Origin of the sequence: Cyclobacterium lianum (assembly GCF_900143075.1) — a bacterium.
GTDB classification, from domain to species: domain Bacteria; phylum Bacteroidota; class Bacteroidia; order Cytophagales; family Cyclobacteriaceae; genus Cyclobacterium; species Cyclobacterium lianum.
This window is the reverse complement of sequence record NZ_FRCY01000011.1, coordinates 87,563-101,916: the sequence shown is the minus strand read 5'-3', so window position 1 is coordinate 101,916 and position 14,354 is coordinate 87,563. Positions and strand designations below refer to the sequence as shown.

The window sequence follows — 14,354 nt, the reverse complement described above, 5'->3', positions numbered from 1 at the left end:
AAAATTATTCACTTAAATTAAATGTCAATTGCCCGCCAAAGGAAGTAGAACTCCTTCGGAATGCGGTCGATACTTTGGGATCATTGATCGTGCGGTCGAAGTAAAACTGAATGTTGAGCTTTTGGTTGACCACGTATCCGATACTTGGCCGCAGCTGTATGTTCAGGTTTCCGTTGGTAAGGGTATTTTCCCCTTCGATTTTTCTTTGTACCGTATTGGTATCCACAATGCGGGTAGATACCCTGATGGTGAGGTCATTGTTCAGTACTTCCTGCCTGCCCTGGATTTTGAAGGGTACCTTCACGCCCGCCTTGGTATAGCCCAGGTCAAAGCGGAAATCCTGGCTGTTTTGTTCGGTTACCTGTGCATTGGAGAAATTCAGACCGATGGTTCTGTCCGTATTGTATTCAAAACTGATGTTCATGCGGTCTTTGGTAAGCAAATCCACACCAACCAAAGGAGCAAACCGCTCTCTGATTACCACCTGGTTTAAAATTAAAATGGGGATATAAGCACCAAATTCATCTGTCATGCTCGGCATAGGCAATTGTTGCAGCGAGTTGTACAGTTCCAATCCCTCCTGATAAATAAGGGCGTTGGAGAAGTTGCTGACCTCATAATCGGATTGGTAGTTGTGGGTCAGGTTTATTGATGAAAAATAATCGCTCAAAGCTGGTAATCTGGCTAGTCCGCGGTATTCCACTCTCCAGTTGGGCAAGGGGATTTTCGGGAATGGGTTGAGGTCAATCCCTGTGGCCGACTGTCCGGAGTAGGCTGCAAGGAAAGCGGGAACCAAAACATTTTGCCCGTTGATATTGTAACTTCCTCCCGGATTTTCGGTTTCGAGACGGGCTTGAATGATACTCCGGTAATTCTCAAAGTCTGTAAACAAGGGAGATACATTCTGCGTATCCTGTCGCTTAAATACAGTCTTCAAAGCATTGTAGCTGATGCTGTACGAGCCCAGCCGGTTCGGATTGGTAGAAGTGAAGTCGTCTTCTCCTGGTCCCGATCGTCTGAATATCTCGCTGTAGTCGCCGTTTTCCCGCTTCCGGATGTCCAGGGTAATCCTGAAGTCTTTCAGTGGCTCGACCAGTGAGTTGATTCGCAGATTTCTGGATTCATTCTGCCGGAAAGCCTGAGTCAGGGAGCTGCTGGCTGCCAGTACTCCTCTATTGGCAAGGGCAAACCGGATATCGCTATCCTGGCTACCCAGGATAAATCCCATGCCAGGATTCAGAAAGCTTTTGTCCATGCCAAGCAGTCCTGTATTGGGCAGATAACCCGGTAAAAATGTGCCTTGAGTAATATTATAACTGAAATTGACCTCCTTCACCATCATCAGAAATTTCAGCATTTCAGCGGCAAAGCCTTCTGTAGAAAATTCTTTTTCTTTTTCTTCGCCTTCGGCTGTATTTTGAGGAGCGGGCCGACCGGGAATATTGGGTCTTTTCGGAGCATTCAGGGCATTGAGCCGCTTGCTTTTGTTGTAAAGTTGTACCAGATCCAACTTTCCGGTCAGGGATCTGTCCCTGGTATTCTGGATGACATTTCCCAGGCTGTCCCTTTGCCCGATGGCTCCTGTGATCCAGCTGTAGGTAGCCTCGTACCTCACATCTGCACTGATCCAGTCGGTTATTGGTGATTTGTCCAGGGGTATGGTATAGTTCACTACTGCCTGCTGGTTGTAGTTGGTAGTCCTTCCCAGATTTCTGATGTTGTTTCTCAGAGAATCGATTTTTCCTTCTGTATCCAGATCTCCTTCAGGCTCATCCACGATGGCATTGACACTGGAATTGACGTCAAAAGACAGATTTTCTGTCAGGTCCCAATTGAGGCTGTAAAAACGGTTGATGTAAAAGCTCTTCTGGAAAAGCGGATCCACGCCTGCGGTGCTCAATTGGTCGTTTCGGTTCTGGGTCCGCATGTACCTCCTGTCCACGTCCAGCCGTGCAGAGACGAGGCTGGGGGCGAAGTTGATGTTAAAATCACGGATCAACTGCAAGTGGTCGTTTCGGAGAAAACCCATCTGCTTAAAGGGTTCGACGATCAATGGGTCTGGCTGAAAGCTATAGGCAATGCTGCCTCTGTAGGTTTCAAAGTTATAGCTTTCCAGTTGGATATTGCTTTGTGTCACCGAGCCATAGGCGTAGGAAAAGGAGAAATTTTCTAGGTCGTAAAGCCGGTTTGTTTCTTTTTCCGGATTTTTTATTTTCCGGACGTTGTTCAGGCTGAAATTTTTTCTTTTGGATTGGTCCAGGACCAGGTTTTGGTAAGCCTCCCGCTCTGCGTTTGACTGGAATTTCTGCAAGGCAATCTCAAAGGGAACATCCGGATTCAGGGGGTCAAATTCAGGTTTGGTGGTGGAATTTTCAAAACTCAGGTACATGGGGATGCTGAGACCAAGGCCTTTTGGTAGGATTTTGTCTACATTGATATTGGCTGAAATGTCGTACTGGGTAGTAGACTCTCTGGCCCTTTCAGAGAGGCGGGTTTCCAATCCGCCAAACCCAAAGGTATTGTGCCTGATGGAGGAAGAAACCGTTGCCACATCGGCGATCTGGGCATTTAGCCGGGCATTGGCTGCCCAGCCGGAAGATTTGTTGAAATCCGTTGCCCTCAATTCATTTGCCCATACGCAGACAGATTTACTGGCTCCTCCTGTATATCCGGGGTTTCGGATGCCGATCATCATGCCCTGGATGAAGTTCAACTCCGGCCGCCCTACCACGGTCACCTTATACTGCCGGACCTGAATCGAGTAGGGGAGGTTTTGCGGCCGCTGATTATTGTCCCGCTCGGCTTTAACGCCGACGATCTCATCGATGGCAATATCGATTTCATTTTCCAATGGCCAGATCTCCCTCGGATCCCGCGTCCCCGAGGGCGTAATTTTCAGCGGTACTTCTATTTCGTAATAATTGTCTGTATAATCTGTACCTATTCTCAGAAATCCGGTCAGCTCTCCGTCAGTGGCATCCTGACTGTCTGCATGCAAAAACATTTTGAGCCGCCCATATTGTACCAGATCCTGACTTACATTTTTGAATACTGCCCTGGAATCCCTGCTCTGCAGGTTGTCCACACACAGTCTCAGCGATTGTTCGTTGAGCTGTCGTTCCACGGTAGAGGTATTGTCCCGGTCCCTGAAAATACCGGGTGGCAGCACATAGGGGCTCTGATTTTCTCCTCCCTGTCCGTTCTCCTCAATATTGACGACTCCTACCGTAAAGTTTGAATTATCGGGTTCGGGAATTTCCGAAAATGTCTTTTCGAAAAGGGACTCCTGAAAGATCCTCCATTGGCTGCCCACCAACCTGAACTGACCCATTCGAAGCACCACTGGCTGGCGGAAGTCAGTGAGATAGGTTCTGATAAACCGAATAGATTTAAATCCGGAAATACCTCCGTATGAGGCGTCCGGCTGTCTTACCGGAATACGGAACAAGTACCAGTTTACTTCTTCGCCATTTTCTATGTGTGTGATCCTGTCTACAATATTGTTTTCTCCTACTTCCAACCCACCGGGCCTGAGGTCCACCTCATACTCATAGTAGCTTTCTACCTCGTTGATGGTATTGTCATTATTCAGGTCTTCGTTGTCCGGGACATTTGATCCTGAAGGGGTGTAGGGCAGGTTGGTATTGGCAGTGATGGGCGTATTGCCTTCCATACCATTGAATTTTTTATACCGTTCCAGTATTTTGACATCATTTTGATCAAAGGTTTCATCCAGGTAGTACTGGAAGTCGTCCGCAGCGGGGTCTTCCATGATATTGTCCATGGACTGGGGACTGACGTTCAGCCTGTTGAGAAACCTGTCTTCATAATAGCCTGCTTCTTCAGAACTGCTCAGGCCATTCAGGCCTACATCCTGGTTTTCTCTGGCTTCGGGTGAATTGTCAAATGCAGGGGTGAGGAATTGCCGGTTGGTGACCTTTCCCCATTCATTGGAAACGGTGCCTTCATCAGCACCATCTGCCGGCAAACCATTTTCGAAGGCATGCCGTCCATCTACAACAAGATCTTCGGATATTTCTCCCAGGTTAAAAACCAGCTTGCCTCCGGTATTGTTGTTCTCATTGAATATCCCATCCAGTACCCTTCCATTTGGGCCAGCAAGGAAGGGGTCCATCAGCCAGAATTCAATGTATTCGATATTGGTACGGTCGAAGTCCACTTCAGAAGTAATGGCCCGGGTGATACCTCCGTAGTTTTCTCTGGGGTCTGGAAGTAAGCCAGAGGCGTCAAGCGCAGGATTGAAATTGTACATGCCCCTTTCGTGCGGGAAATAAGCCATCTCGAAGAGTGGCTCCGGAGTGATCAGTACATCCCGGTTTCGACCCCGGTAAATTTCCTGCGGCAACACCCGTCTGACATAGTGGTTTCTCCGGTCTTCATTGGTGATATTTGGCGGTACACCCCTACCTGCCGGCCGGTAAAATACATTGTCTATGGTATACCAGGACAGCCTGGCTCTTTTATAGGCATTGCCGAGCCTGTCTTCTGTCCGCTGACTTTCGTCAAATTTATTCTCATTTGTGGCAGGAGTGGCGGCCAGCTTCCAGGTTTGGGGAGCAGATCCCAGATTAAAGGGAATGATGGCGGTTTCGAAATCATCAATATAGGATGCCCCTTCTCCATCTACCTGATTGGAGGTACCGGGAATCAGGTGCGCAAATTCCCCGTTGAATTGTATCAACGACTCTTCTTTTGTCTCGGTAAAGGGCAGCGCATCTGCCAGTTTGGTCAGAAACAGTGATTCCTCATCGTAGTTGACATCAAAACCCCATAGTGAATTTCTAAGGGTTTCATTGCCGGTAGCAATTCTGGAAATATTCGGTCTTTCATTCAGGTAAAGGAATGTTCCCCCAATGTTGAAGTTGTCATTGACCATATAATCCAGCCGGGTGCCCAATAAACTTCTGGTCTGAAAAGATACCAAATCTGCTTTTTCAAAACTGACGCTGATTCGTTTTCCCGATTGCAATATGCCCTCATTGATGATCACTACCCTGCCTATATTGTAGTCTACCGTATAATCTACTCCTTCGGTGAGGGGGATATTTCCTGCCGTAACCAGCACAGAGCCCTCACTGATATTGAGTCCCGGCAGCATGATCTCAGAGGCCGATCCGGAGGTGAAACTTCCTTTCAGAAAGTATTTATTCAATCTGGTGACCAGCTCGGCATCTGCCTGGGTGGTTCGGTACAGCGTGTCATAGACAAATTTTTCCTTGAGGCTTTGTTCAGAGGGAAGGAAGTTCTCTTCCAGGGTATTCCCGAATGGCTCTACCACCGGGAATATGACCAAACCTTGCTCCGGGATAATGGTCAGACCCTGCACATAATCAAAATTTCCATCTGGCTGGGGATCATTCTGAGGATTGAGATTATCTAGCTTTAACAGGCGGATCAGCGGAATGTCTTTGACATTTTGGCCTTCCAGCAGGCTGGGGTTGTCCAGGCCGGTACGGTCGTCCCTGTATATGATCTGGAGCTGAAAGCCTTCTTTCTGGATTTGATTGGCATTCAGGTTGTAGATGTTTTTCATCATCAGGTCCCATGTGGGGATCCTCGTATTGATCCTTGCGGGTCGGAGCATTTTGAGGAATATCACGTTGTCTTCAGGCCTGTTTTGATAGTCTTCGGATAATTCCCCGACCTTGTACCGCTGACCGTTATAGGTATATTCATACGAAACGGCAATGACTTCATCATTCTGAAGTTTTCTGGACAGGCTGAAATATCCCAGTTGGGGATGAAAGGTGTATTCGTTATCTGCCAGTTTACGCGCCCCGTTGATTTGTTCAAATTCCACTCCCCGCTCCAGACCGAGATCCGAGCTGATGGCGCCGGCTGCGGTTTCAAAATCCCTGTAGGCGCTGTTGTTTCTCAAGGTATTAAACAGCTCATTGGCTTCGTTGGCAGCGGGGGACTGGGGATTTCCCTGGCCAATGGCCGGGTTTTCGGGATCATATATGCGCTGCCCTTCTCCCAGGTCCATGAAGGCAGCAAAGTTTCGCAGGGTCTGGGTATTGTTGGCCCTGTTCATGATGTATACTTCCAGACGGGTGATCTGCACCCCGGAGAGCACCTGAGGCAAGCCTCTCAGCCAATTTTCAAAGTTATTTCTGAAGAAATGACCGAGAAAAAAATGGCGGTTTTCGTCATAAGCTGAGGCCCGCACTTCGAAGGGTCTGCCCTGGTTTCCTCCCTCCAGTACAATCTCATCTCTCCGACCCCGCTGGGTAGAAGCAACGGTGGTCATGAATAACTTTCCAAATTGCATTTGGGTCTTTACTCCAAACAGATTTTGAGCACCCTGGATCAGGCTGTTTTGTACCGGCATACTTACGTTACCGATTTCAATGGTTTTTAAAATATCTTCTTCAAAACCTGCGTATTCTACTTTAAGTTGGTTTTCAAAATCAAAGGAATTGTTGCTGTCAAAATTTGCGCCGATCCGGACCTTCTGACCCAACATGCCATTGACACTCATCTGGATCTGCTGGTTGAAATTGAAACCACCGTTTCTTTGTTGCCTGATGGGTATGGAGGGGTTGTCTATTCGGCGGAAAATTCCTCCAAAATCCAGGTTTACATTGCCTGTAGGCACGATACTGATCTCGCTGCCTCCAAAGATCCTGTCAAAGGTAGGGCTCATGGTGATGGGAGGTATGAGGCCTCTTCCTCCAACGGCACTTTCTCCATCCAGCCCCCTGGACCGGTTTCTCCAGTACTCCTGCCGAATGCGCAGCTCCTGCATGCGGGAATAGTCTTCAAAATCCATGGAATAGCCTGGGTCTACGGAGCCTGAATCGAGATTTTGGTAAATCCGGTACCTTACAGCAGTATCTACTTCCACCTCTACCCGTTGATCCACCCCTGCACCAGGTAGAAAGGGCGACTGCTTTCTTAGAAATGGATTTTGGGATGGGTAAAGCGGGTTTGTATTCAGGTTATCCCAAAGCAAAAAAGAGGGCAGGTCCTTTCGTTTAGACAGTGTGTCCAGCCGGTCCGGAAGGGAGTCTGCAGGAGTAACTGCTGGCTCCTGAAAGGCATTGGCGCCGGACATTGAAAGTCCTGAAATCAGGCACAGCATTCCCCCACAAAGAATGACGTGCCGGTGAAATGACTTTATTCTCCAAAAAATATTTGAGAAAGTAAAGGTCAACGTTGCGTGTTTATGATGAAGACTTTAAAGATGCTTTAATTAATGCTTCCAATGAAACATCAGGGCCACTTTTTTTCAACACAGTTGTGATATTTTTTTCTGCCTGTGCCTTGGTAAATCCCAATGTGATCAAGGCTTGTAACGCTTCCTGTTTTAATTTATTGCTGTTTTGGATAAAGCCTTCTGGAGATCCTTCGCTACCGATGATACCCTCTTTTTTTATCTTGTCCTTTAGCTCAAGAACAATTCTCTGAGCCGTCTTGGCACCGATACCTTTAACCCGCTGAATGGTGGCGGGATCATTGTGCAGAATGGCTTGTTCCAGCTCCCCTACGCTAAGCGAAGACAATACCATCAGTCCGGTATTGGGCCCCACCCCGTTAATGGAGATCAGCTCTAAAAATGCCTTTTTTTCTGCAGGATCCCTGAACCCATACAGGGTATGGGCGTCTTCTTTGATGTGCAGATAGGTATGCAGCAAAATCGCTTCTTCATCTTTGACCATGCTGTAGGTAGTCAGGGAGATCTTTACTTCGTAGCCTATACCCTGAATATCAATGATCAGGTAGGTAGGGTCTTTGTGGACCAGTTTTCCTTTCAAATATGCTATCATGATGATTCAACGCTTTGTGCATCCACTACTGCTATGGCCACCATATTCACGATCTCCCGGACCGAACTGCCCAGTTGCAATACGTGCACGGATTTATTCATTCCTAAAAGTATGGGTCCGATAGCTTCTGCATTGCCGATCTCCGCTACCAGCTTGTAGGCAATATTTCCGGAAGCCAGGTCTGGAAATATAAGTGTATTGGCTTTATTATTGATCAGGGCACTAAAGGGATAATTTTCCTTCTGTATATTTTCATCCAGGGCAACGTTGGCCTGCATTTCTCCCTCAATGACCAACTCGGGAAAGCGGGCCTTTGCTTTTTGCGTAGCCAGCGAGGTCTTGCTGGGAACATCCCCTTTTGCAGAGCCAAAATTTGAATAGGAAAGGATGGCAATTTTTGGATCAATGTCAAAAAATCTAACCCCGTTGGCAGTCAGGCCGATGATCTCCACCAGCTCATCTGCACTTGGGTTTTCATTGACCGTGGTATCTGCAAAGAAAAAAGGTCCTTTATCAGAGTTGATAATGTACATACCGGCTACTTTGTCTACCCCTTTTTTTACCCCGATAATGTGTAAGGAAGGCAGGATGGTCCTTGGGTAATCTTTGGTAAGGCCGGATATCAATGCATCAGCCTCTCCGGTTTCCACCATCATGGCCCCGAAATAATTTCGGTCCTTCATCAGTTTTCTGGATTCATAAGGTGTCAGTCCTTTCCGTTTTCGCTTGTCGTAAAGGATTTCCCCGAATGCCCTGATTCTGGCTTTTTCTTCATTGGGGTCTATGACAGACACATCCTCCAGGTCCAGCGAGTTGACCCTGATCAGCTTTTTGATTTTTTGCTTGTTGCCCAGCAATATGGGCTCTCCGATTTTTTCATCCCGGATGAGCTGCGCTGCTTTCAATATTTTGGTATTGTCCGCTTCTGCAAACACCACGCGTTTGGGATCTTTTTTCGCCCTGCTGATCACACGAGACATCAATCTCTGGTCGATACCTATTCTTTCCTGCAGATCGAGTTCATAAGCCTCCCAATCCTGAATATGCGTTTTTGCCACGCCTGAGGCCATGGCGGCTCTGGCCACGGCAGGGGCTATGGTAGTGATCAATCTGGGATCCAGGGGTTTTGGGATCAAATAGGTTTTGCCAAAGGCAAGTTTGGCTTCTCCGTAGGCCTTGTTGACAATATCCGGAACGGGCTCTTTGGCCAGATTTGCGATCGCATGCGCAGCGGCAAGTTTCATTTCCTCATTGATGCCTGTAGCCCGCACATCAAGGGCCCCCCTGAAAATGTAGGGAAAGCCGATCACATTATTGACCTGATTGGGGAAATCGGACCTTCCGGTGGCCATAATGATGTCCTTGCGGGCGGCCATGGCTTCCTCATAGCTGATCTCCGGAGTAGGATTTGCCAATGCAAAAACAATGGGGTTTTCTGCCATGGATTGAACCTGCTCCTGGCTGATAATGTTTCCCGCTGATAAGCCCAAAAATACATCCGCGCCGACCATGGCTTCGCTGATATGATGTATGTCCTTATCGGTGGCAAACATTTGGTGGATTTCGGTAAGCCCGGGCCTGTCTAATCTGATGACACCCTCTATATCACACATGATGATGTTTTCCAGCCGAACCCCCAGGCCCACATAAAAACGGGCACAAGAGATGGCTGCGGCTCCGGCACCGCTCACCACCAGTCTGATGTCTTCAATTTTTTTACCGATCATTTCCAGCGCATTCAGCAAAGCGGCCCCCGAAATAATCGCAGTGCCGTGCTGATCGTCATGCATGACCGGAATATTCATCAGCTCCTTTAGCTTTTTTTCGATGATAAAGCATTCCGGGGCTTTGATATCTTCCAGATTTATGCCGCCAAAGGTCGGTTCCAGCGACCTGATGATCTTTATCAGGCTTTCGGGGTCAATCTCATCAATCTCCAGATCAAAAACATCTATACCAGCAAATTTTTTGAATAGCACTCCCTTTCCTTCCATCACCGGTTTAGAGGCAGCAGGGCCGATATTGCCCAGGCCAAGGACCGCCGTTCCATTGGAGATGACAGCTACCAGGTTGCCTTTGGCCGTATATTTATAAATATCGCCTGGTACTTCCTGAATGGCTTTGCAGGGCTCTGCCACGCCGGGAGAGTATGCCAGAGCCAGGTCTAGCTGACTGGAAAGCGGTTTTGAGGGAATGACTTCAATTTTTCCCGGTTTTTTGAATTGGTGATACTGTAAAGCATCTTCTTTTCTAATCTTCATGATGGTAATTCTGGGGAAAAATAATATAATCAGCGATCAGTTCTCTTCTACGGCTTCTTCAAAAGAGGTGGCATTTAAGATTGTTTCAATCTCTCTCAAAGAAGACCTGTGCGCCTCGTTCGGATAATAGACAAATCCCTCCGCATAAAATATTTTGCCTTGTCGCTCGTCTACAATCGTATAGGAAAGAAAAGATCCCCCCATAGAAAGATTGTTAGTTTTCCAGGCTCCGCGCATTTCCACACTGTATTTTCCATCTATTTGTGTGTTCTTAAAAACAGGAGGCACCAAAGTTTCTGTTACTATATAGGACTCCTTTTTGGCAGGGTCTCCGTATATTCTGCTTTTGGTGATTTCATTCCTGAATTGGATGATATTCTCCGGAAACAACTGCGCTTCGTCGGTGTAGTCGGTCTGATAGAAAAACAGACTGATGTCTGGTTTTTCCGGGGTAGGTGTCGGCTGTCTGTACCATAAAAATTTCTCCTCCTCCATGGCCAGTTGGTAGGAAGCTGGCAGATTGAGCGAAATGCCAAATTTTTCCTGCGATTTGAGGCTGGCTTCCCCATTTTTCCTGTTGAATAAGGCCCTGCCCAAACGCTCTCGTTCTCTGTTGATAAACAGATTTTGGAGCTGGGTTTTATTGGTTTTGAGATTTTTGATCAATTCCTCTTCATTCTCTCCGAACAAGTACAGTACTTCCTGTCCGATGGCAAATTCATCATTATTTCGCAGCATAAATAAGCTGGAATCCGTTCTGCTCATCTCGATCGATTCGGCTGTAAACTGGTTGTTGATGGTCCTACTGCCTGGATTTTGATCGTCAAAAGTAGTTACATAGACCATATTATTGGCCATTTTGAGTATCCTGGTCAATTTTCTCGGATCCACCTTACGGGTATAAAACATGGATTCGTCCCGGATGATCCCAGGTATACTGGCTTCAAAAACTTCTTTTAAAGCATCACCCACCGGCCCGGCATATTTGGCAGAGTCGATTACCAGCAGTATTTCTCCCAGTGAGCCCCTGGCTTTTGGTTTATTACCGGAGGAATCGCCCGTACCACCACTTTCACAGGCAAATAACAATAACAAGGACATAAGGCCAGGTATACAATATCGTAAATTCATAGGAATCGAAAATTGGTTTACAGTTGTAACAGGCCCAATTTAGGGAAAAATGCCAAACGGAAAAAATAAAATTAAAAATATAGTTTAAATCAACCTATTTTCAATTTTTGTCCCGGCTTGATCTGGTTGTTATTGAGGTTGTTTAATTTTTTCAATTGGTCTATGGTGACGCCATCGAGTTTCCTGGAAATTAGCCACAATGAATCTCCGGGCTGTACCGTGTACATTTTGCCTGCACTATTGTCCGAATCACTGTTTTGCTGCTGTGAGGAGGCCAGGCTCTTCTCAAAGGTGTCGCTATCCTGGTAAATATGAAGCACCTGACCAATGCGTATTGTGTTGGAGTATAGGTTGTTCCAGTTTTTGAGCTGGTTTACACTTACCCCATATCTTTGGGCGATTTTTCCCAATACATCCCCAGAGCGTACCCGGTATGTGATATTGTGCAGCGGTTTTTCTTCTTTTTCCGGCAAGGAGGCCAGGTATCGTTGTTGGGTCGTTTCCAGCGAATCTACAAGCCAGTCCATATTTTCAGTGATGTAAGCATGCTGGTACCTGGGAACATTCAACGAGATGTTTTTCCCGAATTCCGGTACTTCACTTCTCAGCAATGAGGGGTTGAGCAATTCCAGGTCTTCCAGGCAGAGGCCAGTGTGTTTCGCCAGATTTTCGAAGGTAAAACCTGTACCCAGCGTCACTTTCTCATGATCTACAGTATAGGCCGGCTCCTCAAGGATCAGATTGTGTTTGTCAGCGTGCCTCAACACATACATGATGGCTTGAAATTGTGGAATGTAACTTCTGGTTTCCCGGGGCAGATACCTGTAAATACCCCAGAAGGTGCGCTTTCCTCCGGATCTGCGGATGGCTTTGTTGACATTGCCCGGCCCACAATTGTAGGCAGCAAGTGCCAGTTCCCAACTATTGAATCGCCTGTTTAGGGCTTTGAGGTACCGGATAGCCGCATCAGTGGATTTCTCCGGATCCATGCGGTCATCTACATGGCTGTTGATATACAGTTGGTATTCTTTGCCGGTGGCAGGCATAAACTGCCACAAACCTATGGCGCCCACCCGCGATCTGGCTCTGGGGTTTAAGCCGGATTCTATGATCGCCAGATACTTGATATCTTCCGGCATGTCATGCCTGGACAATACTTCATCGAACATGGGAAAATACATTTCCTGCCGGGCCAGCACCATGCGTGTATAGTCCCTGTTTCTTACCGTAAAATAATCTATAAAGGCAAAGATGGTCTCATTCAACTCGAAAGGCATATCAGTATCCATTTCTGATATGCGCTTCTCCACTTCCTCGTAGGTAAAATCCGGAATGTGGTCGTAATCGTAGTAGGGGAGTACCGTTTCCTGGGTTTCATCCTCCCTGTCGGCCAATAATACGGATGCGTCCTGTGCCACTGCCTGCTGTAAAAATAAACCCGACACACCTATCAATCCCACTATTTTGCAGAAAAATCCTTCCCTCATATCCATAATATTTATTCGTTTAAACCTGATCTTGTCAAATAATTCGCAAAAGCGTAAAGTTCGGCTTCTTTGAATGAATTGGCCATGATTTGCAGACCAATCGGCAGTCCTTTACCGTCTTTTCCATTAGGAATAGAAATAGCCGGAACACCGGAGACTGAAGCCTGAACGGTAAAAAGATCTTCCAGGTACATTGCCACCGGGTCATTTGAATGTTCTCCGAATTTAAACGCTGTACTTGGTGTCGTCGGCAGGACAATATAATCAAATTTTGTCAATAAATCTTCTGTAAACTCTTTTATCAATCTCCTCACCTTCTGGGCTTTTGTGAAATAGGCATCATAGTAGCTGGCACTCAATACGAAGGTACCCAGCATGATTCGCCTTTTTACCTCCTCACCAAACCCTTCAGACCTGCTCAGCTTGTACATGCTCTCCAGGTTGTGGGCATTTGGGCTTCTGTAGCCATATTTTACCCCGTCAAACCGGGACAAATTGGAACTTGCTTCAGCCGTGGTCAGGATGTAATAAGTAGGTAAAACAAATTCCAGCAGCGGAAAATTCACTTCTTCCACCACGTGCCCCTCATTTTTTAACTTTTCGAGTACATTCAGGGTACGTTGCTTTATCTCTGGCTGCAGGGCTTCTCCCTGCACAGTTTCTCTGAGGTAAGCTACCTTTGCAGGTTTGTCAAAATGCAACAAATCACTATACGCAGGTACCGGTTTTCTGGAGGATGTGCTGTCATAATCGTCAGGCCCGGCCATAATTTCGAGCACCAGTGCATTGTCTTTTACATTATTGGAGAATACACCAATGGTATCGAAAGAGGATGCATAGGCGATCAGTCCAAACCTGGAAACTCTGGAATAGGTAGGCTTGATACCAATGACGCCGTTGAAGGCGGCAGGCTGTCTGACAGACCCGCCGGTGTCGGTGCCCAGGGAAACAGTACATAGATTGGCCTGAACGGCAACTGCAGATCCTCCCGAAGACCCACCGGGTACACGGGTTTCATCAATACCGTTGAGGACTTTTCCGTGGACAGAATTCTCATTGGATGAGCCCATACCAAATTCGTCACAGTTTAACCGGCCAATGATGATGGCGTCTTCATCGATTAGCCTTTGCACGGCTGTGGCGGTGAACTGTGATTCAAAGCCCTCAAGAATTTTGCTGGAAGCGTTGGCAATTTTCCCCTCCTGGCAGAGTACATCTTTGATACCCAGTACCATTCCGGCCAGTTTTCCGGCAGTTCCTTTTTCTAGTTTTTCATCGATGGTGGCTGCCTGTTGTAAAGCAGAAGGTCCATAAACTTCAACGAAGGCGTTGAGATGCGCCTTCGTTTCAATGTTTTTCAAATAATGGTTAACTATCGCCCTACAATCTGTTTCTTTATTTTCAAGCGATTTTTTTATCTCATCGAATGAGCGGAATTTTTCCAACGTATTATTTTTTTGCTTTTTTGTTGTCTTCTTTCAATCCTTCCTCCAAATCATCCTGGATTTCCTTGGTGGCATCTTTAAATTCCCTGATACCTCTACCAAGACCTCTCGCCAATTCAGGAATTCTTTTGGCACCGAAAAGAAGAATGACTACCAGAACGATGACCACCAGCGATCCTCCTCCGATATTTTGTATGAAACCCAATGTATTCATGTTTTGCTTATTTTGATTATGAAATT

General features: G+C 46.8%; 7 protein-coding genes. All 7 read right to left on the bottom strand.

The window, feature by feature from the left end; all coding sequences use genetic code 11:
- Nucleotides 1–4 precede the first annotated feature (4 nt).
- Entirely contained in the window at nucleotides 5–7,105 is a 7,101-nt protein-coding gene (gene sov / locus BUB19_RS16815; protein WP_084097402.1) for a T9SS outer membrane translocon Sov/SprA, read from the bottom strand.
- Nucleotides 7,106–7,187: 82 nt separating this feature from the next.
- Nucleotides 7,188–7,790, bottom strand: a complete 603-nt coding sequence (ruvA, locus tag BUB19_RS16810; RefSeq protein ID WP_073095911.1) for a Holliday junction branch migration protein RuvA — start codon at nucleotides 7,788–7,790, stop codon at nucleotides 7,188–7,190.
- Entirely contained in the window at nucleotides 7,787–10,051 is a 2,265-nt protein-coding gene (locus BUB19_RS16805) for an NADP-dependent malic enzyme (RefSeq protein WP_073095909.1), read from the bottom strand. Before BUB19_RS16805 ends, ruvA begins: the two co-directional genes overlap by 4 nt.
- A gap of 36 nt (nucleotides 10,052–10,087) precedes the next feature.
- A complete protein-coding gene (locus BUB19_RS16800) occupies nucleotides 10,088–11,152 on the bottom strand; it encodes a DUF4837 family protein (protein ID WP_245802884.1) in 1,065 nt (354 codons plus the stop codon).
- Between the two features lie 119 nt (nucleotides 11,153–11,271).
- Nucleotides 11,272–12,669 carry a lytic transglycosylase domain-containing protein gene (locus tag BUB19_RS16795; protein ID WP_073096029.1) on the bottom strand — a complete coding sequence of 466 codons (1,398 nt, stop codon included), beginning with the start codon at nucleotides 12,667–12,669 and terminating at the stop codon, nucleotides 11,272–11,274.
- An 11-nt stretch (nucleotides 12,670–12,680) separates the two neighbouring features.
- Nucleotides 12,681–14,114 carry an Asp-tRNA(Asn)/Glu-tRNA(Gln) amidotransferase subunit GatA gene (gene gatA, locus BUB19_RS16790; RefSeq protein ID WP_073095905.1) on the bottom strand — a complete coding sequence of 478 codons (1,434 nt, stop codon included), beginning with the start codon at nucleotides 14,112–14,114 and terminating at the stop codon, nucleotides 12,681–12,683.
- A gap of 4 nt (nucleotides 14,115–14,118) precedes the next feature.
- On the bottom strand, nucleotides 14,119–14,328 hold the full coding sequence (locus BUB19_RS16785) for a Sec-independent protein translocase subunit TatA/TatB (protein WP_073095903.1): 210 nt from the start codon (nucleotides 14,326–14,328) through the stop codon (nucleotides 14,119–14,121).
- Nucleotides 14,329–14,354 lie beyond the last annotated feature (26 nt).